Genomic DNA, 26,483 nt, shown 5'->3' with positions numbered 1-26,483 from the left:
CCGGAATACCCTTTCTCAGATGAGAAGGGGTATTTTTCATTGAAAGCGCTTTATTTTTCCCCTACAATATATGAAAAGATGGTCTGAACAGGGGGGAGCGAATACAATGAATGTCATTCGGAATGATTTTAAAACCTGGAAGCGCTTTGTGAAAGAAGGCGTGCTCGATGAATCCCGTATTCAGAAGCGGGTGGCTGCCTCATGGCACCGCTGCAAAAAAGCCGACGTCAACCCTTATCTCGAAAAGGGGCCGAATGTAATGCCGGCAGATCATTTAGAAAGGCAGGCCGAGAAGCATGCGTTATTTTTAGCAGCCTCAATGCCTCATGCAGAAAGAATGAAAACGGCAATGCGGGAAATGGAAATGATGGTCCTCCTGATTGATTCAGACGGCGTTGTCCATTCAGTTGACGGCCACCCGCGCACCATTCATGAAGCGAACCGCATCAATTTCTTAAAAGGCGCCCGCTGGACGGAAACGGCCGTCGGCACGAATGCGATCGGGACGGCTCTTTATACAAATGAGCCGGTCATGATACACGGCTCTGAACATTATTCACTCGCTTCTCATCACTGGAGCTGTTCCGCCGCGCCCATCCGTTATGAAGACGGGCGGCTGGCGGGTGTCATTGATATTTCCTGCCCCGCCGCCCGCGCTCAGCCTTTTATGCTCGGAATTGCCTCCTCCATCGCTTATACGGCGGAACGGGAGCTTGCCCTAAAGATCAAAATGACAGAACTTGACATGATCAGCAAATTCGCCGGGCTGACCCGGTCACACGATCCGATCGTGCTTTGCAATGAAATGAGCAGGGTTATCGCTGCAAGCCGTCCCGTTCAGCATTTTACCGGACATACGCTGCGCGAGCTTGAGGAACAGGGCTTTCACATCAAGCAGGCGAAGCGGGAGGAGAACGGCTTCTCGTGCATTTACTTATCCAAACGAGAAGAAAAGCCGTCTTTTATATTCCATGGTGCGGCAGGCAAAAGCCCGTCATCCCGACATATGCTTCAGCAGCTGGAGCTTGTCGCCCGAACGGACGCAACCGTTTGTCTTACGGGAGAAACCGGGACGGGAAAGGAGGTTGCCGCCCGGGCGATTCATAACAACAGCTCCAGGAAAAACGGCCCGTTTATCGCCGTCAATTGCGGAGCGGTCCCCGAAAAGCTGATTGAAAGCGAACTGTTCGGCTACTCGGAAGGCGCCTTCACCGGGGCCAAACGGAAAGGACATAACGGCGCTTTGCAAAAAGCCGATAAAGGCACGCTTTTCCTCGATGAAATCGGAGAAATATCACACTCCATGCAGGTCGCTCTGTTACGGGTGCTGCAGGAACGGAAAGTCACCCCGGTCGGCGGGACAAAAGAGATTCCCGTTGACATCAGAATCATCACTGCCACCCACACTGATCTGAGACAGCTTGTCGAATGCAAAAAGCTGAGAGAAGATTTATTTTACCGGCTTCACGTCTGTCCGATCCATCTCCCTCCATTAAGAGAACGCACCGAAGACATTCCCGGCCTCTTCCTTGAATTTCAGCGAAATCACGGCTGGCGCGGGGAGCTTCCTGATGACTTTTTAGACCTATTAAAGAGCCGGAAATGGCCGGGGAATATCAGGGAATTGTTTAATGTATTTGAACGTCTTTCCGTCATGTTCCCGGACGGACGGCTGTCAGAACGCCCCATCGCAGCCCTGCTTGAAGCGTCAGGTCTTAAAGAGGCGGCCGAGTCTTATGAACAGGAAGAAGCGTCCCCCGTCTCCATCCGGGAGCACATTCAGAAAAACATCATCGTAAACGCGCTTGAATCGGCGAAGGGGAATGTCACGCTGGCCGCCAAAATGGCCGGAATCCCGCGGAGCACGTTTTACAAACGCCTCAAAAAATTCAAACTTACCGCCGGACAATTGTAAGAAACAAGCATACTTCTCTTGGCGGCCGGACACGTTATGTGTGAGGTCTAAAGGAGGTTTGAGACGTGAATACACAGCGTGCGAAAGACATTTCGGAATCCGCCGCCATGGCGTATGTGACGTATGAAGGAGTTCCGATTTATATTCAGCATGTCAACGAAGACAAGGAAACAGCCAGGATTTTTCCGATCGGAAATCCTCAATTTGAGCAGGAAGTGCTGCTTTCTGATTTACAAGAGCATTTTTGAGAATGGGTCTGCTGATGACAGCAGGCCTCTTTCGTACCTGTGGGAACTTTCCCGCTTTTTGAGAAAAATAACTAAAAATGATTAAATGATCTAACTCCTCCAAACCCGGTACAGATCGGACCTTCTCATGATATAAATGAAATGTAAACGTTATCAGAGGAGGGCTTCACATGACAGACAAATCATTCTCAATCGTTATTGCAGGCGGCGGCAGCACATTTACCCCCGGAATTGTATTAATGCTTTTGAATCACCTGGAAGAGTTTCCGATCAGAAAGCTGAAACTTTATGACAATGATAAAGAAAGGCAGGAGCGGATTGCGGGTGCGTGTGAGGTATTCATAAAAGAAAAAGCGCCGGACATTGAATTTTTGGCGACTGATGACCCAGAGACGGCTTTTACGGATGTTGACTTCGTCATGGCGCATATCCGCGTCGGAAAATATGCGATGCGCGCGCTTGATGAACAAATCCCGCTGAAGTACGGCGTGGTCGGCCAGGAAACATGCGGGCCGGGCGGAATCGCATACGGCATGCGCTCTATCGGCGGTGTTCTGGAGATTCTTGATTATATGGAAACGTACTCGCCTGACGCATGGATGCTGAATTACTCCAATCCGGCGGCGATCGTGGCTGAAGCTACACGACGCCTCAGACCGAATTCAAAAATATTGAACATCTGCGACATGCCGGTCGGAATTGAGGATCGCATGGCGAACATCCTCGGATTATCTTCACGAAAAGAAATGAACGTCCGTTACTACGGCTTAAACCACTTTGGCTGGTGGACGTCCATCACAGACCGGCATGGCAATGATTTAATGCCGAAGCTGAAAGAGCATGTCCGTGAATACGGCTACGTTCCGAAGACGGAGGCCGAACAGACTGAAGCAAGCTGGAATGACACATTCAAAAAAGCGCGCGACGTACAGGCGGCTGATCCGGATACGCTCCCGAACACATATCTGCAATATTACTTATTCCCGGATGATATGGTGAAAAAATCAAACCCGAACCATACGAGAGCCAATGAAGTTATGGAAGGGCGCGAAGCTTTCATTTTCAGCCAATGCGATATGATTACGCGCGAACAATCATCGGAGAACAGTGAAATTAAAATTGATGATCATGCTTCATATATCGTCGACCTTGCCCGGGCCATCGCTTACAACACCGGGGAGAGAATGCTGTTAATCGTTGAAAATAACGGCGCGATCGCAAACTTTGATCCATCAGCTATGGTTGAGATTCCTTGTCTCGTAGGCTCAAACGGACCGGAACCCCTCTCAGTCGGGAATATACCGCAATTTCAAAAAGGCCTGATGGAACAGCAGGTGTCTGTCGAAAAACTGACGGCTGAAGCGTGGGAAGAGCGGTCATTTCAAAAGCTGTGGCAGGCGCTGATCCTGTCAAAAACAGTGCCGAATGCCCGTGTGGCAAGACTGATTCTTGAAGATCTGATGGAGGCTAATAAGGACTACTGGCCTGAGCTTGATGTGAGTCCGTCTCCTATTTCCTGATGACAATCTTCCCCGTTTTCTTTATCTGTTATTCTATATAATAGAAAGAAAACGGGGGGATTTTTGGGATGAGTCTTGAAGAACTGGTTAACCAGCATTACGCGAAATTAAATGACAACGATTTTTATATTTTAAAATATATATTGAATCATAAACATACGTGCTACCATCTCGGTATCAATGACATGGCGAAAGCCTGCAATGTCTCTCGGTCTTCCATCCTGCGGCTCGCCCAAAAACTGGGCTTCAGCGGCTACAGTGAATTCCGGGTTTTTCTGAAATGGGAGGATCAGCCTGAAGAGGGCGAGAATATGACGTTTGAAAAGCTGCTGGATGATATTGAAGCCAATGTAAAATATGTGAAGTCAAAAGATATGACGGAGATGTGCCGGCTGATAGATGAAGCAAAACGGATTTTCGTTTACGGATCGGGGACGGCTCAGAGGGTGTGCGCCCGTGAGCTGCAGCGGATGTTTGTATCCCGGCGGAAGTATCTGATTTTAATTCAGGACATCACAGAGTTTAATATCATGTGTGATGATTTTAAGGTTGATGACGTATTCATCATTATTTCTTTATCAGGCGAAACACCCGAATTAATTCCGCAGGTAAGAACCCTGTCCGCAAAGGGAGTTCCGTTTATTTCAATCACCAATCTGAAAAACAACGTACTGGCGCAAACGACGCCGTATAATCTTTATGCGACCAGCAAGCCGGTGACGTTAAGCGATAAAACGGAAATCGTCGCATTTGCCCCGTTTTTTCTGGTGGGCGAAGCGTTATTCCGTGCATATGTTGATTATAAAGAGCTTGAAAATTTTGATAAATAGCGGGAGGTCACGTGAAATGATGCAAAAAGTCCAGCGCTTCGGCAGCGCGATGTTTGTGCCTGTTTTATTATTTGCATTTTCCGGTATTATTGTCGGTCTGAGTACGCTGTTTAAAAATAAAACGCTGATGGGGCCGCTGGCTGATCCTGACGGGCTTTGGTATCAATGCTGGTACGTCATTGAACAGGGCGGCTGGACCGTCTTTAATCAAATGCCGCTCCTGTTTGCGATCGGCATACCTGTCGCTTTAGCGAAAAAAGCGCAGGCGCGAGCTTGTTTGGAAGCGCTTACAGTTTATCTGACATTCAATTACTTTATCAATGCGATTCTGACGGTTTGGGGCGGGGCTTTTCACGTCGATATGACTCAGGAAGCCGGCGGAACGAGCGGGCTGACGATGATCGCCGGAATCAAAACGCTTGATACGAATATTATCGGCGCCATCTTTATTTCATCTATTGTCGTGTATTTGCACAATCGTTATTTTGATAAAAAACTGCCGGATTTTCTGGGGATTTTTCAAGGATCTTCATACATCGTTATCATTTCTTTCTTCATTATGATACCGATTTCACTTGCGGTGGCATACGTATGGCCGATGGTTCAGTCCGGAATCGGCTCGCTGCAAAGTTTTCTCGTTTCTTCCGGGGCGATCGGCGTGTGGATTTACACATTCCTGGAGCGGATTTTAATTCCGACCGGCCTGCATCATTTTATTTACTCGCCGTTTATTTACGGTCCGGCTGTGGCTGAAGGCGGTATCGTCACCTATTGGGCCCAGCATCTCGGGGAATACTCTCAAAGCGTCAAACCGCTGAAAGAATTGTTCCCGCAGGGGGGCTTCGCGCTTCACGGAAACTCGAAAATCTTCGGCATTCCGGGAATCGCGCTCGCTTTTTACGCCACGGCTTCAAAGGAAAAGAAAAAAATCGTCGCCGGCCTATTGATCCCGGTCACCTTGACGTCCATTGTCGCGGGAATTACAGAGCCGATTGAATTTACATTCCTTTTTATCTCGCCGTTTTTATTTGCGGTTCATGCTTTGCTTGCCGCTTCCATGGCAACCGTCATGTATATGGCCGGCGTCGTCGGAAATATGGGAGGCGGTTTGATCGAAGCTGCGACCTTGAACTGGATCCCGCTGGCGTCAAGCCACGGCTTGACGTATGTATACCAGATCATCATCGGGTTGTGTTTTACCGCTGTTTACTTTTTCGTCTTCCGTTTCCTCATTCTCAAATTCAACATCGCCACACCGGGCAGAGAAAAAGAGGAAGGGCAGGAAACAAAGCTCTATTCGAAAAAGGAGTACAGAGAACGGAAGCAGGCTTCAAAAGAAACAGCGGCGGCAGACGAAACACAGCGGGATACAGCCGCTTTGTATATTGAAGCGCTGGGCGGAAAGGACAATATTACGGAGGTCACCAACTGCGCCACCCGTCTCCGCGTCACTGTCGCTGATGAATCAAAGGTCAAAAGTGACGCCGATTTCAGAGAGCTGGGAGCCCACGGGGTCGTCAGAAAAGGCAGGGCGCTTCAGGTCATTGTCGGATTAGGCGTTCCGCAAATGCGGGAGCTCATTGAACAGCAATTGGATCTATAAGGTCAAAACCTTCCCTCCCCGGGAAGGTTTTATCTTTTTCGCAGATTATTGAAAAAACGGCACACCAAATTTCTTTATTCATTTGCCGGAAAGGCATAAAATAATAATATTGAACAAAGGATTTGGAGGCTTACACATGTCAAAGGCTTTATCATATGTAAAACCGTATTCTCTTTTGGCGGGAATCGCTCTGTTTTTCATGCTCATCGAGCTTGCGGTAGAGCTGATACAGCCCCTGCTGATCGGGAAAATCATTGACGAAGGAATTTTAAAGCAGGATCTCGGTACGGTTTGGCTGTGGGGCGGCGTGATGATCGGACTGACCGCTGTTTCATTCGCATCGGGCATTTTAAATTCATTCTACTCCGCCCACATCAGCCAGAGCTATGCGTATGATACGCGAAAGGGGCTTTTTCAAAAAATTCAATCCTTCTCTTATTCGACGTTTGCGCAATTCTCATCCACATCGTTTATCACCCGGCTGACAAACGATGTGACACAGGTCCAAAATATGCTTTTCATGAGTCTCCGGTTTATGCTTCGTGCGCCGTTAATGATCGCGGGCGGCATTATTCTCTCGCTGACCGTCAATGCGAAACTCGGGTTTTTTCTGCTGATCACGGTGCCGATTTTGCTTTTGTTTTTGCTGTGGGTGCTGAAACGAGGCGGCGCGCTGTTTCGGTCTGTGCAAAAGCGGCTTGATCAGGTCAACATGATCATGCAGGAAAACCTGACGGCGATCAAACTGATTAAAGCGCTACTCCGTGCAAACCACGAAGTGAAACGTTTTTTGAAATCGAATACGAAGCTGATGGAAAAAACGGTCTCCGCTTTTCGTCTCGTGGAAGCGGCGATGCCGATTTTAATGCTGCTGATGAACATTTGCATTTTGTTTATCTTATGGTTCGGCGCCAAAAGCATTGCTCAGGGCGGAGCGCAGGTCGGCGATGTCGTTTCCGTCATTAACTATGCGACGCGGATTACAGGCGCGCTGTCCGTCCTTCCTTTTCTCATCATGGTATTTTCCCGGGCAAAGGCTTCCGGAGAAAGAATCGGCGAGGTGCTGGAAACAGAAGGCGGCGAGGGAACGGGGCAGGACCCGGTACGGGCGCTTGCAGGCGGGATTGAGTTTCGCGAAGTGTCCTTCCGCTATCCGGGCATGGAAAAAGACGCACTGCATCACGTGTCCTTTTCTGCCAGCCCGAAAGAAACGGTTGCCATTATGGGCGCGACAGGCTCAGGGAAATCAACGCTTTTTCAGCTGATTCCGCGCCTGTACACGGCTGATTCGGGCAGTATTTTCATAGACGGCAAACCGATCGGTGAATTCTCCGCTTGCGGGCTGCGCAGGGAAATCGGCTATGTTCCGCAGGAAGTGCTTCTGTTTTCGGGAACCATCCGTGAAAATATCGCCTGGGGGCGGGAGGATGCTTCACTAGATGAAGTAATGGAAGCGGCCAAAGACGCGCAAATCCATGAAACAATTATGAAGCTGTCAAACGGATACGACACGGTGCTGGGACAGCGGGGCGTCAATTTGTCAGGCGGGCAGAAGCAGCGGATTTCCATCGCGCGCGCTTTTATCAGAAAGCCGTCCCTCCTGCTGTTAGATGACAGTACGAGCGCGCTTGATCTTCAAACGGAAGCGAAGCTTTTACAAGCGATCCGATCCTATGAATGCACGACACTGATTATTACGCAGAAAATAACGACCGCGATGAAGGCTGACACCATCTTATTGTTTGAAGACGGCGAACTGCTGGCCAAAGGCACGCACAAAGAGCTGATGGCACAGTCTCATCTGTACCGGCAGATTTATGAATCACAATTCGGAAAGGAGGGAGCTGACAATGCAAAAAGACATTCGTAAACCTTTCCGATATCCGAAAATACCGCTCAAATCAAATGAAGGCGGCAGAAAACGCGCGAAAGCAAAAGATACAAAAGGCCGCAGAATCTGGTCTTATGTAGCCGAGAAAAAAGGGCTTTTAACCCTTGTGATCATCATGGTAGTCATAAGCGCCATATTCGGCCTGCTCGGACCGTTCGTCATCGGGAAAGCGATTGATCATTTTATCGTCGGACAGACGACAGATGGATTGGCGGGGGTGCTGTTCATCCTGTTTGGGATTTACCTCGTGCAATCATTGTCCTTATGGTTTCAAAACTATTGGATGATCAATATCTCGCAAAGCACCGTGTTTAAAATGCGGAGCGAGTTGTTTACCCATCTCCATGAGCTGCCGATTCCGTTTTTTGATAAACAGCGGCTCGGGGACTTAATGAGCCGGGTCACCAATGATATCGAAAATGTCAGCTCCACTTTAAATACATCCGTCATTCAAGTGCTGTCGAGCGTCATTACATTCGTCGGCACAATCTCCGTCATGCTGTACATGAGTCCGCTTTTAACATTGATCACGCTTTTGATTATTCCGATCATGCTTTTGAGCATTAAATGGATCACCAACCGGACGGGACTCCTGTTTAAGCAGCAGCAGAAAAACCTCGGCGAGCTGAACGGTTTTATTGAAGAGTCGATATCAGGGGCGAAGGTCATTAAAGCCTACTCGAGGGAAGACCGCGTCATGGAACAATTTTTAGAAAAAAACGCGGCGTTACAATCATCGGGGTTTTGGGCGCAGACAATTTCGGGATTCATTCCGAAAGTCATGAACTCTTTAAACAATTTAAGCTTTACGATTATAGCGGCGGTCGGCGGGCTGTTTGCGCTAAAGGGATGGATCTCGATCGGATCTATCGTCGTATTCGCCGAATACTCGCGGCAGTTCACGCGCCCTTTAAATGATTTAGCCAATCAGTTCAATACGATGTTATCGGCCATCGCCGGGGCTGAGCGGGTGTTTGACGTGCTGGATGAAAAAGAGGAGCGGGAAGATGAAGAGCATGCGCTGTACCAGCCGATCAAAACGGGAGAGATTGAATTCCGAGATGTCTCCTTCGGCTATCAGGAAGACAGCCCGATCTTAAAACACCTGTCCTTCAGCGTTCCGAAAGGACAGTCAATCGCCTTCGTCGGACCGACCGGAGCGGGTAAAACAACCGTTACGAGCCTGATCGCCCGTTTTTACGAGCCGAATAACGGAAAAATCCTCATCGACGGAACGGACATCAAAAAACTGACGAGATCCAGTCTGAGAAAAAACATGGGGTTTGTCCTGCAGGATTCCTTTCTCTTTCAGGGCACCATCAGGGAAAATATCCGTTACGGCCGTCTGGACGCATCTGATCAAGAGGTGGAGGCAGCCGCAAAAGCCGCCAATGCCCACGGATTCATCGAACGGCTCCCGAAAGGCTACGATACCGTTCTTACCCAAAACGGCGCGGGCATCAGCCAAGGACAAAAACAGCTCATTTCCATCGCGAGAGCTGTGCTGGCGGACCCGGTGCTGCTCATCTTGGATGAAGCGACGAGCAACATTGATACGGTGACGGAAGTGAAAATACAAGAAGCGCTCGGCCGTTTAATGGCGGGCAGAACAAGCGTCATCATCGCTCACAGGCTGAACACGATTCAAAAAGCCGATCAGATTCTTGTGCTGAAAGACGGCGAAATGGCTGAAAAAGGAACCCATGCCGAACTTCTCAGCCAGAACGGGTTTTACCGGGAATTATATGAAAGCCAGTTCCGGGAATCATAGATAGGGAAAAAGACCTCCGACTGAGTGCGGGGGTCTTTTTTTGCGAAGGCAAATAGTACTTTTAAGTTATTTTCGTTAAATGTAACAAAATTACTTGACGTAAATAAGTTATGTATATATACTAGCTTACATAAAGTAAGTGATAATAATTTTCAAGGAGGATTTTATGAATAAATCATTCGAAACAGGAACACTGCTTTTAAGGGTTGTAACAGGTATTATCTTTTTTGTTCACGGTTTATCCAAGTTTCAAGGGTTGGAAGGAACTGCGCAATTTTTCCAGAGCATCGGGATTCCGGCCTTTATGGTCTATGTCATCGCAACGATTGAGCTTGTCGGCGGGGTTTTAATCTTTTTCGGTTTGGCAACGCGCATTATCGGCGTTCTGTTTGCCGTCACATTAGTCGGCGCCATCTTCACGGCGAAGCTTTCCTCACCATTTATGGGCGGATCGGAATTTGATTTCATCTTACTGGTTGCGTCAATTCACTTAGCGCTTTCAGGAAGCCGTCTGCTTTCATTGGATCAGCTCCTTTTCAAATCAAAAAAGGGCGAAACTTTTTCAGCATAAGAAAGAAGGCGTTCAAATGACCGGTATTCATCAAGATACGGCAATCGGCTATGTCAAATTGACCATTAAAAATATGGAACGCTCGCTCGGCTTTTACCGGAATGTAATCGGCCTTCAAGTCATCTCACAGACAGATCGTTCAGCAAGACTGTCAGCAGACGGAAAACGCGTCCTGCTGGTGCTTGAAGAAAATCCAAGCGCCGTCGTTCTGCCGGAGCGGTCTGTCACCGGCCTTTACCATTTCGCGATACTTCTGCCTGACCGGAAAGAACTCGGCATCGCATTGGCCAGGCTGATTGAAAACGGCATCGCGCTCGGTCAGGGGGATCACGCGGTCAGTGAGGCCCTTTACCTGTCTGATCCGGACGGCAACGGTATTGAAATATACGCCGATCGTCCCCGCAGCACGTGGCGCCGGGATGCAGAGGACAATTATGTCATGCAAACGGCGCCCGTCGATGTGGACGGGCTTTTGGAAGAAGCCGGAGCCGAACGGAAAAGCCGTCTCCCAGAAGGAACTGTTATCGGCCACATCCATCTTCATGTGACGGACTTACAGGAAGCCAAAGCGTTTTACACCGATATTCTTGGTTTTGACATTGTCGGCAATTACGCGGGCATGTCTGCTCTGTTTGTTTCGGCGGGAGGGTATCACCATCACATCGGTCTGAATATATGGGCCGGAAAACATGCGCCGCCGAAACCGGGAAACGCAAGCGGGCTGGATTATTACACCATCGTGCTCCCGCATCAAAAAGAGCTGTCACGTGTGACAAAAGCGCTGAACGATGCCGGCTTTGAGACCGAAGAAAAAGAAGAGGGCGTATTCGTCAAAGACCCTGTATCAGGGGCGGATATCGCATTTACACTGTAAGAAACAAACCTTGCCGTCTAATCGGCAAGGTTTTTATTTTTCTGAAGTTTTTCTTGAAAAGGCTCGGGAAAGAACGTCTGTGACTGAAGAGAGCGAACATCTCAGTGAGGCGCAAAAATGACGCATGGAGCCCGCCATCGCCGGCCCGAGCTCAGGGCATCCGCTGGATTGAAAATTGTGTCCGTTCGGCGGATCAGGGTGTTGTATGGGCAGAATTTGAATAGAAAAAGGCAAAAGCCGCATCCGGTCACAAGATGCGGCTTTTCATATACAATTTACAATTATGTGAAAAATGTCCAAAATAAATTGTTCTTCCTGATTCTTCCTGATATGATAAGCCGAAAAAGGAGAACCTGAACAAATGAATTCAAATGCAGCACAGACGGAACAGTCTATGAAGCATAACGGAAACCGGGTGACGGTCAAGGACTTTATCATTCTTGCCAAACCGGGGATTATCATCTCAAATTCACTCGCCGCATTGGGCGGATTTTGGATCGCATGGCTTCAGTCGGAAAGGACGGTCGGAGGGCCCGGTATATTTGCCGCCATGACGGTTGCTATGATCGGAACGGCGTTGGTCATGGCATCAAGCACTGTTTTTAATAACTTCTTTGACCGCGGCATGGACGCAAAAATGGCGCGAACCCGGACCCGCGCAAGCGTCACGGGGAGAATACCGCCGCCGGTCATGATCCTGTACGGCACATGTCTCGGCGCATGCGGATTCATCATGCTTGCTTCGCTTAATGTACTGACCGCCGTTCTTGGCCTGCTTGCATTTTTGCTGTATGCCGTCGTTTATACGCTTTGGTTTAAAAGACAATCCGTCTGGAGCACATTTGTCGGCAGCTTTCCGGGGGCGGCTCCGCCTTTAATCGGTTATTGCGCGCTGACCGGGTACATTGATATGCCCGCGATTTTGTTATACGCGATTATGTTTTTGTGGCAGCCGCCGCATTTCTGGGCGATCGGAATCAGGCGAAAGGAAGAGTATCGTGCCGCCGGCATTCCGCTTTTGCCGATTATAAAAGGCAATCGCGTCACAAAAATAAAAATGCTGCGCTATATTGCCGTTCTGACTGCGGTTTCGCTGCTCGTTCCTCTATATATAGACGTCAGCCCGTTTTATACCGCGTCCGCTCTTCTGCTCGGGGCTATCTGGCTGTACCGGAGCATCAAAGGCTTTCAGGCGGCGGATGACACGCAATGGTCGAAGGGGATGTTTTTTTATTCGATTGTGTATTTCAGTCTGCTTTTTCTTATTTTAATGGCTGATTCGTTTATCAATGCGGTTCTCAGAACGTAAACAGGCGGCTTGCAGATACAGAGCCGCCCCGTTTTGTTTATGCTTTTTTGATGAGAGCCAAAATATCTTCAAGCCAGGAAATATAATTCCGTTCCCGCTCAAGCGCTTTTGTCAGCACGAGATAATGGCCGAAATCAGGAGAAGAAAATGAATCCGCCTCCGCGGACGATGTCATCAGTTCTTGATAACTGTTTTCCAGATCGGACAATTTCTCCTGCCGCTTTACGAGCTGATCGGTGAATAGCTCATCCGCTTCTTCCTGCGTCAAAGCTGAGATGAAATAAGCCTTCAGCATAAATTCATCCTTCACCGTTTCCGGAATCGGGTCTTTTTTCGTCAGCCAGGCAGCAAGCTCCAGCTCTCCCTTGTCAGTCAGCGTGTACATTTTTTTCTCAAGCTTTGTTCCTTGAATCGCAGTGCGAAACGTAATAAATCCCTCAGCCGTCAGTTTTTTTAATTCCGGATAAATCTGGCTGTGCTTTGCGCTCCAAAACTGGCCGAGCTCTTCCTTAAAATAGCTCGATATATCATATCCGCTCAATTCGCCTTTTCGCAAAAGCCCTAAAATCGCGTACTTTAAAATTCTCATGTTGTCCTCCAAGCCCATTCATTTGACAGCTAGTATACCATACGGCCGCTCAAAAACGCAGAAGTGCCGGATGCTTGTAATTGAATCTGCGGCGGCAAAATCAGCGAAAATATGCAGAAAGGGGTTATCAAAAAGCCTTTCTCATGTCTTTGCCTCATTCATATGACATCATGATATAATCATTGTAAAAATTAAGAAATACTGGGAGGGACATATGAAGACGGTGATTGTGTATGCAAACCCGGATGAGAACAGTTTCAATGCGGCTCTCGTAAAATACGTCGTCATGGCTTTAAAGGACAGCGGCCGAAGCTATACGGTCATTGACTTATACGCCGACCAATTTGATCCCGTGCTGAAGTACGGCGGCGAAAAAAAGCGCTCTGACATGAACCGGGACGCTGTAACGAAGAAATACCGGAAACTGATGAAAGAAGCGGATCATCTCATTTTCATCTACCCGCTGTGGTGGGGAGGCGTTCCGGCGATTATGAAAGGCTTTTTTGACAGAGTGCTTGTTGCCGGAGAAGCCTACACATATGAAAACGGCCGCGTAAAAGGACTGCTCCGGGCAGAGACGGCACAAGTCTTTTATACGGCGGATTCCCCGGGCTGGTACTTAAAGTGGTTCCGGAAAAACTCGGACTGGATTACGCTGAAAAAAGGCATTCTGCAATTTTGCGGCATTCAAAAAGCCGAGCGGAATCTTTTTTCTGTCGTCAAAACGAGCACACCCGAGCTGCGGGAAAAATGGCTGCGCCAAGCATACGCTAAAGTCCGGCGCGCTTGTGAAAAAGGAGCGGCCGCATGCAGATAAAAGAAATTTTCGTAATTCGCTGCCTGTCCTGTTTAAGTGTGGTTCTGCTTCACGCAGTTTCAATGGTACTGATGATTCAGGAAGAGTCCTTAGCCAGTGCCGCCCACACGGTTGATGCTTTTCGGACCCTGTTGATGTTCAGCACGCCGGCGTTTATCTTTATTTCGGAATTTCTGCTTGCCAGGTCATACCCGGGAGGCGTTCCCGCGGGTTTTTTAAAGAAAAGGGGCAAAGTCATTTTCGTGCCGTTTCTGTTTATTGCCGCGGTGGATGCCATTTTAATGAAAAGCGTGGCGGAAGAAGGAGCCGGATTCGTTTCAGTGATCGGTAAATTTTTAGAAAATGTGTTTTTAGGAAACTTCATCGGCTACTTCATTCTTGTGATCTTTCAATTTTACATTCTCCATATGCTGCTGCACCGCTGGCTGAACAACACATCTCCCGTGTGGGTGCTGTCTGTTTCGTTTATCATCAACGCCGTCTATCTGGCTTACTTTTCCATCGTTCATCCGCCGGCATCATCGGGGCTTGATTCTATTTTTCCGTTCTTTTGGGTTCCGTTTCCGGGCTGGGTGTTTTATTTCTGTCTGGCATTTTATTGCGGAAAGGAATATCCGCGTTTTTTAGCGCTCATCAATCAGTACCGTTATGCGGTTTACTTCAGTGCGGCCGTATCGGCAATATTGATTGTGGCCGTTTCATATATCAGCGGCGGCTCCATTTCCTCTAAGCGTCCGGATATTATGATTTACGCGGTCAGTATGATCTTTCTGTGTTTTCATCTGTTTTCAAAGCTCAAAAAAGTGCCCGCGATTGTGATGATGATCAGCAACTATTCGTTTTCAATCTATCTGCTGCACTCCTACTTTTTAATCAGCGGATATCTTCTGGAAGGCTATTTGCGGTCAATGCCTTTAGCGGCTGCCATCCTTCTGCTGTTTTTGATCTGCACGCTCGGTCCCATTTTCGTATCTTGGGTGTGCAACCATTTCAGATATGGATACCTGTTTGTCGGGAAAGTGTATCAGCCGAAGCAGACCAAAAGAAATACGGCGGCGCATCAAGGCCGCACAGTCTGAAAAAAAGGCGGCGTTTCGGCCGCCTTTTTTGATACGGGTCCGCCTTATCCGGCACGAGGACGGATAGTTGTACATCCTGCAAACAAAGCCCCCCCGCCTGCGACCGTTTTGACGGATGCATTTATGACAAAATAACGCCATCGATTTTCTCCCTTGTGAAGACCGATATATTGTATAATTATAGGAAATACTTTCAAAAAAAGTGAAAAAGAGAAAAACTGTGAGCTTGGATGAACGACTAAAAAGGAGCGGGGACATTATGAATCACTGTGTCAAAACATTCGGAGAACTTCCGGCCGAACTTTATTCCTTTGCGGGAGGAAAAGGAAGCATTCTCTCTAAAATGTATCAAAGCGGGTATCCTGTGCCTGAAGGGTTTGTGATTTTGCCGTCTGCCTTTCAGGACGGACAGCTCCGCCATCAGGCGAGAGAGGCTGTTGATCAATATGTGAATTCCATCCGCAGCCGCCATGCATCTGCGTTGTTTGCCGTACGCTCATCCGCGCTGAGCGAGGATTCCGCTCAGGCTTCCTTTGCCGGAGAATTCGATACGGTGTTGAATGTCAAAACAGATCAAGACATGTTCAGGGCGATTGATGAAGTCCGCCGATCGACACAGTCAGAAAGAGTGAAAGCGTACAGCGCCGTTCAGGGAATGGAAGATGAGCATGAAATCGCAATCGTCATCCAGCTGATGATACCGTCTGAGATATCCGGAGTGCTGTTTACCGCAGATCCGATTACGGGGAGCAGGCGGGAGATGACAGGCAATTACGTCTACGGTCTCGGGGAGCAGCTTGTTTCCGGGGAAGCCGATGCCTATTCTTTTAAACTGGCACGGCCCAAGAAAAAATATGACGGCCCCGGGGAATTTCGCAAATATGCGTCAAAGCTCTATAAACTGGCGAAAAAGCTGGAAAAAGATCTTGGAGGGCCGCAGGATATTGAATGGGCTGCCGCGGGCGGGACATTGTATATTCTTCAATCCCGCCCGATTACGACCTTACAAGCCGGAAATCTGGAAACCTATGAATGGAATGATTCTTTCAGCGGTGATTTTTTATGGACAAACACCAATATAGGAGAAGCGATTCCCGATGTGATGACGCCGCTGACATGGTCGCTCCTCCGGAATCTGGATGAAGAGTCGGGCATTATTCCGGGCTATTATGTCTGGTCCGGCAATATTTGCGGCAGAGCCTATAACAATATGAGCCAGCCTCTTTCCGTTCTTGCCGCTTTCGGTCTGAATCCGAAAGGCGGAAAAATAGGAAAAATGATGAGCGATACATTGGGAGAAATCCCGGCGGAAATGAAGATTCCTTTATATCCGTTCTCAAAGTATGAACTTTTGAAGATCATCCCGAAAAAACTGAAACCGTATCTGTCGAAAATGAAGCAAGCGAAAAAAAACATGTCCTCCTACTTGGACGAATCGCCGGAGTGGTGCCGGAATATTGAGGAAAAGCTGAAACGTGCCGAAACGGAGCGGGCATTATTAGCGATATGGAACAATGAGATCTATCCGTATTTATGCAACGCGTGGTTTGCGTTAATATCCGGCGGGCGTGATTCTGCGCAATCCTCTTCGTCGTTAACCTCTCAATTAACAAAACTCGCAGGGATAGAAGATGCGAATCTCTTGCTCTCCAATCTGAGGGGAAAAGGCGGACTGGCCAGCCTGGAGCCGATTATCGGCATTGATCAAGTCATGAAAGGCCGTATGAGCGAGGAAGAATACCTCAGGAACCAAGGCCACCGTGGCCCGCATGAATACGAACTTTCCATACCGCATCCGGGAGAAAATCGGGATTGGCTGACGAAGCAGATCAAAGAACACAAGGAGTCGGGTATTGATGCCGAACAACTGCTTTTGAAACAGCAGCGGGCGCATGAACAGGCCTTCCGAAGATTTGAAGAAAAGTATCCTCATAAGGTCAAATGGCTCAAAGCCAAAATGGAAAAAGCGTCAGAATACGCGAATATTAGAGAAACAACCAGATCCGAATTTGTCAGGGTGTACCGGACAGCCAGAGCATTCGCACTCAGAGCGGCGGAAATGACCGGCATGAAGGACGATATTTTCTTCCTGTATCTGCATGAAATAACCGATCTGCTCGCGGGGAAAGAGCCGGCGGTTGCGTCAATTCAAGCGAGAAAGCAAAACTATGAAACCTATAAAAAACTGCCGCCGTTCCCATCTGTTATTAACGGAAGATTCAATCCGTTTAAATGGGCTGAGGATCCTGACAGAAGAGCGGATTATTACGATGCTTTTATGCCTGCGGAAACTGATGATGCGCATACTTTAAAAGGTTTCGCGGGAGCGGCCGGGAGAGTGGAGGGCATTGTCCGTGTCCTTGATGCTCCGGAAGACGGGGATTCTTTTGCGGCGGGGGAAATTTTAGTGACGTCGACAACCAATGTAGGCTGGACCCCGCTTTTTCCAAGAGCGGCTGCTATCATCACGGATGTCGGCGCCCCTTTGTCCCACGCGGCGATCGTCGCCCGGGAACTGGGGATTCCTGCCGTTGTCGGGTGCGGAAATGCAACGTCAAAACTGAAAACGGGGGACAGGGTGGCCGTTGACGGCGGGCAAGGCATCGTCCAGCTGGAACCGCGGCAGACTCCGGCCACTTCTGAAGAGGAAAATGGTAAACTGATAGAATAAAAACATGGGAAAGGAGCCGCGCATGAATAAAGCAGTTATTAACGGGGAGCAAATCAGAAGTATGAGCGACCTGCACCAGACATTGAAAAAGGAACTTGCCCTTCCTGAATACTACGGTGAAAACCTTGACGCTTTATGGGATTGTCTGACCGGATGGGTGGAATACCCCCTCGTTTTAGAATGGAGACAGTTTGAACAAAGCAAGCAGCTTACAGAAAATGGCGCCGAGAGTGTGCTTCAGGTCTTTCGTGAAGCGAAAGCGGAAGGCTGCGACATCACCATCATACTTTCATAATACGATCAGCGGGAGAGAGACAAAAATGGAAAAACAAACCCTCAGCTATCCGATTGGAGAATATCAGCCGGCTGAATCGATTTCGGCCGGACAGAAACAAGAATGGATCAATGCGCTGGAACACGCTCCGGCCAAACTGAAACAAGCTGTCAGAGCGATGTCGGACAGTCAGCTTGATACGCCGTACCGCGAAGGGGGATGGACTGTCCGACAAGTGGTTCACCATCTGGCGGACAGCCACATGAACGGCTATACCCGGTTTAAATTGAGCTTAACGGAGAATGAACCGGAAATCCGTCCTTATGATGAAAAAGGCTGGGCCGATCTTCATGATTCCAAAACCGCCGCTTGCGGAGATGCGCTTGAGCTGTTAACGATCCTGCACAGAAGATGGGCCGCTCTTTTGCGCTCCATGACGGAAGCCCAATTCAAACGGACATACTTCCATCCTGTATCTAAAGAGACGGTTACGCTGGAACAAGCGCTCGGGCTATATGTCTGGCACTCTGAACATCACATCGCCCATATTACTGAGCTTTCCCGGCGGATGGGCTGGCATCTGTCTTAGAGGATGCCGGCTTCCGGAAATACGCCAAAACCGCCGCAGACACAATCGTGCATAATGAAATGACGGCGGCTGCCGTATAAAGATGGTGGTAGCCGCTGGAAATGCCCGCTTCAATCGCATCAGAAACCGCTTTTTTGACGGCGGGAACGGGGATTCGGCTCACTTGCTCCTGCAACGAAGAAAGTCCGCCGCCGATATCGGGCATTTGCGCCTGATCAGCGGGAATGCCGCTTTTCGCTAAACGGTTTTTGATGTCATCTCCGATCCGGTCAAAGCCCGCTGTAATGAAGCCGGCATATAAAGCCGGAGCGAGCGTCAGCCCGACCTGCCTTACGAGTGACAGCGTGCCGAGCGCTGTTCCTTTGTTTTGGCCCGCCGTTTCTGATACAAGCACATTCAGCGGAGCCCCGAGCAGAAATCCGAAACCGATCCCCGCAATGACACTCGCTGTGACAAATTCCCATTTATCCGTTACCCATAACGGAAACAGGCTGAAGCCTGCAAATGCGATGGCGCCTGATACAACCGCGGAAAAGACCGGCCCTTTTTTATCCGTGATCGCCCCGCCGAGCCACGCTCCGATTCCTGACGCCAACGCGAGCGGCGTCATCCAATAACCCGCTTTCTCCGCCGAGACGTGCAAATATTGCTCCGCATAAGAAGGAATAAAAATGACCGCAGCGAGCAGCCCTCCCGATAAAAATCCGATGACGAGCGTCCATTGAAACACTTTATTTTGCAGCAGCGAGTAGGCGAGAATCGGATCGCCCCCTCGGTTTTCAACCCGCTTTTCGACCTTAAGCAGCACCAGAAAGAGAAGTGCCGATCCCGAAATATACCCGTACACCTTTACGTTCATTATGCTTTCTGACAGCTTCGCCCCATCGAGATTCGTGATGCCGATCATGCAAGATAAGATCGCAAGAGACAGCAGCATTGTGCCGGCGAGGTCAAGCCGTTTCGCCTCAGGCTCTTTCGTTTCAGCGATAAACAAACCGCCGCACACAATCAAAGCGGCGGCAATCGGCAGATTAATCAAGAACAGCCAATGCCACGACCCGGTTACATCAAGCAAAAAGCTCCCGATATTCGGTCCGAGGACGGCCGCCATACCGTTCATCGCCCCTAAAAGCCCGAGAGCTTTCCCCTGTTTCTCCTTCGGAAGCACGGCCAGCACATGCGAACTCCCGATAATAAAAATTCCGCCGCCGCCAAGGGCCTGAATGAGCCGTGCCGCCAAAAACATCGGGAAGCTCTGACTGAGTGCGACAAGCAAAGAGCCGAGTCCGAACAGCCCGACTTCAATCATAAACAGCTTTTTCCGCCCGTATCGGTCCGACAGCTTGCCGACAATCGGCACACTGACACTGAGTCCCAATGTGTAAAGGGTCACTCCCCACGATCCCCATGAAGGAGAAACATCAAAAGATCTGTTAATCGTCGTCAGAGCAGCGGAAATAATTCCGTTGTCCAGCGCCGCCATGAACACACCGATCGTAAAGAGAGTGATGGCCCAGCTCTGGTTTTTTTCTGTTTGCAATGGCTCCGGCATACTGATCAATCCTTCCGTTTTTTAATTCACTTCGAATATATTATTCACTTCAAATGAATTAAATGTCAAACAAAAAAAGGCCGCCGATACCGGCAGGCCTTTTTCATCTCTATCCCTGTTTGGAAGAATCAAGCGCTCTTGCCAAAATGGAAAGCCCTTGATTGACCGTTTGTTTTTCTTCAGCGGTCAGCGTTTCCAATGAACGCTTCAATTTTACATGTCCTTTTTGATAAAGGCTGCGGAAAATATCTTTCGCGTTTTCCGTTAATTGAACGACGACTGAACGGCGGTCTTCTTCTGACGGAGCGCGTGTAATGAAACATGATTTTTCTAAACGGTCAAGCAGCCCCGTCGTATTTGAAAGGGAAGCGCCCATTTTCTCCGCTATGTCACTCACCTTAAGCGTCCCGTGGTTGTTCAGAAGCATCAGCACCTTCATTTGCGGCATGCTCATATCAAGCTTCATCCACTCCGACACATCGCCGAGCCCCGCCGATGTCATCACTTTCATATACAGCACCCAAATATCCCGTTCCTCAGGAGAAAAAATATCACCGCCTAATACCGTTGTATCATGCAGATTATAATCCATCGTCTCACTTCCTCATTCATACTCCTGCATACCATATTACTGATTTTAATCAGAGAAAGAAAGTTGCAGGCGAGTTTTGTTTGAATGTGAGGTGGTAGTGTATAATATGTTGGAGATTATTGGGGGAATTATAATAAATAAGCTATTTTATGATGATTGGAGAGAACATTGCTGACTAAAAAGAATGCCTTATCGATATTAAAAGTATTATTTCCTATTGCAGTTTTGCTTTTAGTCATTTATCAGTCCAAAAAGGAATTGACAGACCTTTCTTTTAAACGAACGCTGTACATTATTAACGGGATTGAGCGTTACGATTTATTTATTCTCGTTCTGCTCGGCCTTCTTGCCGTCAGCGCGATGTCCTTTTATGACTTTGTGCTGAAACGGACGCTTCGCCTCAACATTCCGAATTGGAAAGTATTCAGGGTCTCTTTTATCGCCAATTCCTTTAACAATGTCCTTGGATTCGGCGGTCTGGCGGGCGTCGGGCTGCGGACGATGCTTTACAAAGAACATACGAATGACGTAAAACGCCTCGTCGCAGGCATCGCCTGGCTTACGTCCTCAGCGCTGCTCGGGCTGTCCGTCTTCAGTATCCTGACCATCGCCCGGGTTCTGCCGGTTGGAGAGATTACAGGTGAGAAACCGTGGCTGTGGGCTGTTATCGCCGGAGTGGCGCTTATTGTGCCGGCAGCCTTAATCGCCGCTGGGATCAACAATAAAAAAGCTGGCGCAGAAGACGGTGAAGCAAAACCGAGGCATCCGGTTTTTTCTTACATCGGGGCATCGTTTGCCGAATGGTTTGCGGCGGCCGTCGTCATGTATTATTCCCTGTATGTCATGGGGATTCACGCGGATGTCCGCCATGTATTCGGGGTATTTGCCATTGCCGCTATCGGGGGAATCATCAGCCTTGTGCCGGGAGGATTCGGTTCGTTTGACCTTCTGTTTCTGCTCGGCATGCAGAATATGGGCTTTCCACAGGAGGCGGTTGTGACATCCATCGTCATCTACCGGATTGTGTATTCATTTATTCCGTTTGTGTTCGGGCTGTTCTTTGCGGCCGGCGACTTAACGGAAAATACGCTTAAACGGCTGGAATCAAATCCGAAGATGGCGCCTGCCGTGGAAACGACGAACGTGCTTCTCGTATTCCAGCGCGCCATCTTAATCAGGGTGCTTTACGGTTCGCTGTCGCTTTTGGTTTTCGTGTCGGGAGTCGTTGTGCTTGCGTCCGTCGCCCTGCCGATCGACAGGGAGACGGTCATTCCGCACATTCCGCGCCCGGCGCTCCTTGCGTTTAACGCGTTATCGCTAAGCGCGGCTTTGATTCTATTAATTTTGCCGATTGAATTATACAAACGGACGAAACGTTCTTATTCAATGGCGGTTGCCGCGCTGGTCGGCGGTTTTGTGTTCAGTTTCTTAAAAGGAATGAACATCAGCGCGATCTTTATTCTGCCTGTCGTCATCGTATTGCTTGTGCTGTTAAAGCGGCAGTTTATCAGAGAGCAGGCATCGTATACGCTCGGCCAGATGATTTTTGCGGCCGCTCTGTTTATTATCGCCTTGTTTAACTACAATCTCATTGCCGGCTTTATTTGGGATAAAATGAATCGGCTCCTGCGCCACGACTATTTCGTCCATAACAATTCGCACATTACATATGCCACGATGACGGCCATTATTGTTGTGCCGCTGTTTTTCCTTTTGTTTACGTTCTTTTATCATAAAAGATCGAAGCCGATCGGAGAAGAGGCCGATCCTGAACGGCTGAAGTCCTTTTTGGCGGAAGAAGGCGGAAATGCGCTCAGCCATCTCGGCTTTCTCGGGGATAAGCGGTTTTATTTCTCAAGCGACGGCAAAGCGCTTTTATTGTTCAGCCAGATTTCCAGGAGGCTTGTCGTGCTCGGTGATCCGTCAGGACAGAGAGACTCTTTTCCGCTTGTGATTGAGGAATTTCTGAATGAAGCGCATAAGCAGGGGCTGAGTGTCATGTTTTATCAGATCGAACGTGAAGATCTGGCGCTGTACCATGACTTCGGCTATAACTTCTTCAAGCTTGGAGAAGAAGCGTTCGTGGATATGGAGGCCTTTACGCTCTCAGGTAAGAAAAAAGCGGGGCTGCGGGCGATTAACAACAAATTTGACCGCGAAGGCTACACATTTCATGTCGGGGAACCGCCGTTTTCCTCCGAGTTTATCGCCAAGCTGAAAGACATTTCGGACGAATGGCTCGGTCCGAAAAAAGAGAAAGGTTTTTCTCTCGGTTTCTTCGACCGGGATTATCTGGAACAGGCGCCGATTGCTTACGTGAAAGACGCGGAAGGGGAGATCATCGCTTTTGCCAACCTGATGCCGATGTATCAGGAAGGCGAGATATCCGTCGACTTGATGCGTTATCGGAAAAGCGCGCCGAACGGTATTATGGACGCGCTTTTCATCCGTCTGTTTCTCTGGGCGCAGGAAAAAGGCTATACCACCTTCAATATGGGCATGGCGCCTTTGTCAAACGTAGGTACGGCTTTTACATCTTTCTGGTCGGAAAGAATCGCGGCCGTCATCTTCAACAACGTCCGGTATATGTACAGCTTCAGCGGGCTGCGGGCCTTTAAAGAAAAATACAAACCGGAGTGGCGCGGGAAATACTTGGCATACCGCAAAAACAGATCGCTGTCCGTCACGATGATCCTCGTCACCCGCCTGATCGGAAAAACCAAAAAAAGACGCCGTTAAAAGGCGTCTTTTTTTAAAAAAAATTGACTAAAAATTCTAATTTCACTCTGTTATACTGAATAACATGATCATAAGGTGAAAGGAAGGCTGATGAATGAAACAGGCAACCGTGTTTAAATATGAAGCGTTTTCCGATATTCCGGATTTGGGAAATCCCGCGGGAATCGTCTTTAACGGAGATGATTATTCAGATGAAGAGATGCAGATGATCGCCGAAATGGCAGGGTACAATGAAACCTCATTTCTCTGTAAAAGCGGAGAAGCCGATCTGCGCATCCGCTATTTTACACCCGGCCACGAAATGAATTTATGCGGACATGCTACCGTCGCCTCTCTTTACGCATTAATTGAAAAGGGAAGGCTTCAGGCTGATCAGACATATCAAATTGAAACAAAAGCCGGCATTCTTCCCGCAAAAGCCGCTGAACGAAACGGCCGGGTATACATCACACTCGAACAGGCTCCCCCGCAATTTCTGCCGTTTACGGGCGACAAAGAAAAGCTTGCCGCCTCGCTCGGGATTACGGCTGAGGATTTTCACAGCGAGCTGCCGATTGTCTACGGATCAACGGGGATCTGGACACTGATTGTTCCGCTGAGATCACTTAAAGCATCACGGAATATGGTGCCGGACAACGCACAATTCCCCGCTATTTTGTGCGATCTTCCGAAAGCGAGCGTTCATCCGTTTTCTCTTGAAACCGTTCATCCGGAAAGTGATCTGCACGGACGCCATTTTTCTTCCCCTTTCTCCGGTACGACCGAAGATCCCGTCACGGGAACCGCTTCAGGCGTCATGGCGGCCTATATGCGGCAATACGGAGGCTCCGAAGCTGAATGCCTCACGATTGAACAAGGTCAGGAAATCGGGAAAGACGGAAAAGTGGAAATCAGGATTACAGAAGATAACGAAAAGATGAACATCAAGATGACGGGAACGGCCGTGTATGCCGAAACAATCAATTTTCAGCTTCCGTAACGGTTTACAAAAGCCGGTCGTATCCGTTATATTATAAATGATAATCATTTTCATTTGGATAGGAAGGTGAATCGGCATGCCGAAAACCGAACAATTACAGCAAAACGAAAGTCTTGCACATACAATCAGAAACAGAAGATCCATCCGGTCGTTTAAACCGGAAACCGTACCTTCTGAAGTCATATTAGAGATGCTTGAAACAGCCGTTTACGCACCGAACCACAGACTGACGGAGCCATGGCGTTTTATCTACGCAGCAAGCGAAGCGGGAAAAGCAAAGCTTGCGGACAGCTACGTCTCATTTTTCAAAAAGATAAAAGATGATTTCAACGAGGAAAAAGAGCGGAACATGAGAAAAAACCTCAGCGCCGTTCCGGGATTTTTACTGGTCGTCTTAAAAGAAGATGAAAATGAATTTACGAGAAACGATGATTTCGCGGCGCTGAGCGGCATGATTCAAAACCTTCAGCTTCTCGCACATGAAAACGGCATCGGCATGGTCTGGAAAAGCGGCCGCATTATGTATGACAAACAGGTGCACCAAGACTTCGGCCTTGCGGACAATGAGCGCTTTGCCGCCATCATTCAAACGGGCTATCCGGACGAACAGCCTAAGGCGAAAGAACGGACGCCGGCAAAAAGCCTGTTTACCGAACTGTAAAAAAAATCCCCGTCTCTATACAGAGGCGGGGATTTCGTATTAGCGGGTTTTGCTTTTAGCTCTGTTGTCCGCGGCTTTCATCCGCGCCTGCGCTTCGCGGTCAGCGGAATCAGCAAGCTCGCTTGAATATTCCTCGTACGTGCCGTCTGTTTCGCGTTTCAAAGCATCCGGAACCTGAGGAAGTTTTTGTTTGTTTTTATCACGGTTTTTGTGAGTATGATTTCTGCCCATATCAATCGCCCCCTGAAAAAAGTGATATCAAACAAACATAGTATCTGCCCGGTCCTGATCTTTATTCAGTTTATTTCCGTTTGGCTGCTCTTTCCGCTTTTTTAAATTCACCGGAATAAAGGACTTCCTGCATTTTTTTCAGATTGGCTCCCTGCTGATGTTTTTCGCGCTTCTTTTCCATAAAAGAAGACCCTCCTTCAAAACAGAATACCAATAGGATTGGCTTTTATTTCCGTTTTTATGCAGATAAGATATCCTTTAAAGCCAACTCAAGTTCTTCATACGTAAACTGAAAACCGGATGTCAGCGCCTGCTTAGGCAGGACGCGCTGGCCTTTTACGATCAGCAGGCTCATTTCTCCCAAGGCCTTCTCCAGAAAAAATTCCGGTACGGGAATCCAATGGGGGCGGTGCAGGACGCTTGCGATCGTCTTTCCGAATTGCTTCATTTCTACGGGATTCGGCGATGTCACATTCATGGGACCGGACAAGTCATCATGCTCCGCCGCAAAAGCAATAAGTTCCGCGGCGTCATCGACATGAACCCATGACAGCCACTGCCGTCCAGAGCCGACGGTGCCGCCCGCTAACAGCTTATAAGGGAGAACCATGAGCGGCAGGGCGCCTTTTTCACCGAGCATCACGCCGAATCTGGCATATACCGTCCGGATGCCGAGCGCTTCAATTTTCTGGCCTTCACGCTCCCACATATGAGCCGTATGACTGAGAAAGTCTTCATTTGACGTATCGGACTGCTCAGTGAACGTTTTCTCTGTGCTTGTGCCGTAAATGCCGACGGCGCTTGCCTGAATCAAAGCCCGGGGTTTTTTCGGCTGCTGCTTCATAATCCGTCTGACTTCTCTCGTCGCTTCTATTCTGCTTGAAATGATTTGTTCCTTCGTTGTGTCCGTCCAGCGGTCAAAGATGGATTTGCCGGCGAGGTTCACCCATACATCAATAGGGGGAAGCTCGCGCTCAGGCGCCGCGTTTTCGGCCAGCCATTGAACATATGTCACATTTTTTTGTTCGGTTTCTCTCTGTTTTCTTGATAAAATATAGACATGATGTCCCCGGCGGGTAAACACACCTGTCAGATGCCGGCCCAGAAAACCAGTGCCGCCTGTCATCGCGATATTCATATCCATCTCTCCTTACACGTTGATACATATACTGTACCTC

24 protein-coding genes are annotated in these 26,483 nt (G+C 48.7%); 18 read left to right on the top strand and 6 right to left on the bottom strand.

Features of this window, described 5'->3' with window-relative positions; translation table 11 throughout:
- Positions 1-106: 106 nt before the first annotated feature.
- The 10 genes from HWY38_RS18780 (at position 107) to cyoE (ending at position 12,532) form a co-directional block, all read left to right on the top strand.
- Positions 107-1,915: a sigma-54-dependent Fis family transcriptional regulator gene (locus HWY38_RS18780; protein ID WP_224182384.1), complete on the top strand. Its 1,809-nt coding sequence runs from the start codon at positions 107-109 to the stop codon at positions 1,913-1,915.
- A 65-nt stretch (positions 1,916-1,980) separates the two neighbouring features.
- Positions 1,981-2,163: an H-type small acid-soluble spore protein gene (locus tag HWY38_RS18775; RefSeq protein WP_003155535.1), complete on the top strand. Its 183-nt coding sequence runs from the start codon at positions 1,981-1,983 to the stop codon at positions 2,161-2,163.
- Positions 2,164-2,333: 170 nt separating this feature from the next.
- Complete coding sequence (glvA, locus tag HWY38_RS18770; RefSeq protein WP_007610111.1) at positions 2,334-3,683, top strand: maltose-6'-phosphate glucosidase; 1,350 nt, start codon at positions 2,334-2,336, stop codon at positions 3,681-3,683.
- A 68-nt stretch (positions 3,684-3,751) separates the two neighbouring features.
- Positions 3,752-4,513 carry a MurR/RpiR family transcriptional regulator gene (locus tag HWY38_RS18765; RefSeq protein ID WP_003155531.1) on the top strand — a complete coding sequence of 254 codons (762 nt, stop codon included), beginning with the start codon at positions 3,752-3,754 and terminating at the stop codon, positions 4,511-4,513.
- Between the two features lie 16 nt (positions 4,514-4,529).
- Complete coding sequence (locus HWY38_RS18760) at positions 4,530-6,116, top strand: alpha-glucoside-specific PTS transporter subunit IIBC (RefSeq protein WP_224182383.1); 1,587 nt, start codon at positions 4,530-4,532, stop codon at positions 6,114-6,116.
- Between the two features lie 136 nt (positions 6,117-6,252).
- Positions 6,253-7,986 carry an ABC transporter ATP-binding protein gene (locus HWY38_RS18755; protein WP_224182382.1) on the top strand — a complete coding sequence of 578 codons (1,734 nt, stop codon included), beginning with the start codon at positions 6,253-6,255 and terminating at the stop codon, positions 7,984-7,986.
- Positions 7,967-9,778, top strand: a complete 1,812-nt coding sequence (locus HWY38_RS18750) for an ABC transporter ATP-binding protein (RefSeq protein WP_224182381.1) — start codon at positions 7,967-7,969, stop codon at positions 9,776-9,778. Before HWY38_RS18755 ends, HWY38_RS18750 begins: the two co-directional genes overlap by 20 nt.
- A 166-nt stretch (positions 9,779-9,944) precedes the next feature.
- Positions 9,945-10,349 (top strand): DoxX family protein, encoded by a 405-nt coding sequence (locus tag HWY38_RS18745; protein WP_012117101.1) that lies wholly within the window; start codon positions 9,945-9,947, stop codon positions 10,347-10,349.
- A 16-nt stretch (positions 10,350-10,365) separates the two neighbouring features.
- The gene (locus HWY38_RS18740; RefSeq protein WP_224182380.1) at positions 10,366-11,223 is read left to right on the top strand and encodes a VOC family protein; all 858 of its coding nucleotides are present in this window, start codon (positions 10,366-10,368) and stop codon (positions 11,221-11,223) included.
- 361 nt (positions 11,224-11,584) lie between these two features.
- The gene (gene cyoE, locus HWY38_RS18735; RefSeq protein WP_224182379.1) at positions 11,585-12,532 is read left to right on the top strand and encodes a heme o synthase; all 948 of its coding nucleotides are present in this window, start codon (positions 11,585-11,587) and stop codon (positions 12,530-12,532) included.
- A 37-nt stretch (positions 12,533-12,569) separates the two neighbouring features.
- Here cyoE and HWY38_RS18730 read toward each other — a convergent pair whose 3' ends face one another.
- Positions 12,570-13,121 carry a PadR family transcriptional regulator gene (locus HWY38_RS18730; protein ID WP_014304649.1) on the bottom strand — a complete coding sequence of 184 codons (552 nt, stop codon included), beginning with the start codon at positions 13,119-13,121 and terminating at the stop codon, positions 12,570-12,572.
- Positions 13,122-13,335: 214 nt separating this feature from the next.
- On the opposite strand from HWY38_RS18730, the gene HWY38_RS18725 reads away from it, so the two are divergent.
- From HWY38_RS18725 to bstA, 5 genes are all read left to right on the top strand, one after another.
- The gene (locus HWY38_RS18725; RefSeq protein WP_224182378.1) at positions 13,336-13,938 is read left to right on the top strand and encodes an NAD(P)H-dependent oxidoreductase; all 603 of its coding nucleotides are present in this window, start codon (positions 13,336-13,338) and stop codon (positions 13,936-13,938) included.
- Positions 13,929-15,017 carry an acyltransferase family protein gene (locus HWY38_RS18720; RefSeq protein ID WP_224182377.1) on the top strand — a complete coding sequence of 363 codons (1,089 nt, stop codon included), beginning with the start codon at positions 13,929-13,931 and terminating at the stop codon, positions 15,015-15,017. The genes HWY38_RS18725 and HWY38_RS18720 overlap by 10 nt, the downstream gene beginning before the upstream one ends.
- A 259-nt stretch (positions 15,018-15,276) precedes the next feature.
- Positions 15,277-17,688: a PEP/pyruvate-binding domain-containing protein gene (locus HWY38_RS18715; RefSeq protein ID WP_224182376.1), complete on the top strand. Its 2,412-nt coding sequence runs from the start codon at positions 15,277-15,279 to the stop codon at positions 17,686-17,688.
- A 22-nt stretch (positions 17,689-17,710) separates the two neighbouring features.
- A complete protein-coding gene (locus tag HWY38_RS18710; protein ID WP_007408543.1) occupies positions 17,711-17,983 on the top strand; it encodes a ribonuclease inhibitor Barstar in 273 nt (90 codons plus the stop codon).
- 25 nt (positions 17,984-18,008) lie between these two features.
- On the top strand, positions 18,009-18,551 hold the full coding sequence (gene bstA, locus HWY38_RS18705; RefSeq protein WP_007610139.1) for a bacillithiol transferase BstA: 543 nt from the start codon (positions 18,009-18,011) through the stop codon (positions 18,549-18,551).
- Here bstA and HWY38_RS18700 read toward each other — a convergent pair.
- Positions 18,511-20,103, bottom strand: coding sequence for an MFS transporter (locus tag HWY38_RS18700; protein WP_224182375.1), 1,593 nt, complete (start codon positions 20,101-20,103; stop codon positions 18,511-18,513). The two genes, bstA and HWY38_RS18700, sit on opposite strands and share 41 nt — an antisense overlap.
- Before the next feature lie 109 nt (positions 20,104-20,212).
- Positions 20,213-20,695, bottom strand: coding sequence for a MarR family transcriptional regulator (locus tag HWY38_RS18695; RefSeq protein ID WP_007610142.1), 483 nt, complete (start codon positions 20,693-20,695; stop codon positions 20,213-20,215).
- A gap of 168 nt (positions 20,696-20,863) precedes the next feature.
- Between HWY38_RS18695 and mprF the strand changes: the two genes are divergently transcribed.
- The 3 genes from mprF (at position 20,864) to HWY38_RS18680 (ending at position 25,074) form a co-directional block, all read left to right on the top strand.
- Positions 20,864-23,434 carry a bifunctional lysylphosphatidylglycerol flippase/synthetase MprF gene (gene mprF, locus HWY38_RS18690; RefSeq protein WP_224182374.1) on the top strand — a complete coding sequence of 857 codons (2,571 nt, stop codon included), beginning with the start codon at positions 20,864-20,866 and terminating at the stop codon, positions 23,432-23,434.
- Positions 23,435-23,528: 94 nt separating this feature from the next.
- Complete coding sequence (locus HWY38_RS18685) at positions 23,529-24,413, top strand: PhzF family phenazine biosynthesis isomerase (protein WP_224182373.1); 885 nt, start codon at positions 23,529-23,531, stop codon at positions 24,411-24,413.
- 76 nt (positions 24,414-24,489) lie between these two features.
- A complete protein-coding gene (locus HWY38_RS18680; protein WP_022552782.1) occupies positions 24,490-25,074 on the top strand; it encodes a nitroreductase in 585 nt (194 codons plus the stop codon).
- A gap of 39 nt (positions 25,075-25,113) precedes the next feature.
- Here the strand turns inward: HWY38_RS18680 and HWY38_RS18675 are convergent, their stop codons facing one another.
- The 3 genes from HWY38_RS18675 to HWY38_RS18665 form a co-directional block, all read right to left on the bottom strand.
- Positions 25,114-25,305, bottom strand: coding sequence for a YfhD family protein (locus HWY38_RS18675; protein ID WP_003155508.1), 192 nt, complete (start codon positions 25,303-25,305; stop codon positions 25,114-25,116).
- 70 nt (positions 25,306-25,375) lie between these two features.
- Positions 25,376-25,486, bottom strand: coding sequence for a YfhE family protein (locus HWY38_RS18670; RefSeq protein ID WP_003155504.1), 111 nt, complete (start codon positions 25,484-25,486; stop codon positions 25,376-25,378).
- Between the two features lie 57 nt (positions 25,487-25,543).
- Positions 25,544-26,443 carry a TIGR01777 family oxidoreductase gene (locus HWY38_RS18665; protein WP_088037533.1) on the bottom strand — a complete coding sequence of 300 codons (900 nt, stop codon included), beginning with the start codon at positions 26,441-26,443 and terminating at the stop codon, positions 25,544-25,546.
- Positions 26,444-26,483: the final 40 nt, after the last annotated feature.

This window comes from Bacillus sp. KS1 (assembly GCF_020075515.1).
Lineage (GTDB): Bacteria > Bacillota > Bacilli > Bacillales > Bacillaceae > Bacillus > Bacillus velezensis.
Note: the sequence above shows the minus strand (reverse complement) of the source record. Positions and strands in the feature narration are given on the sequence as shown.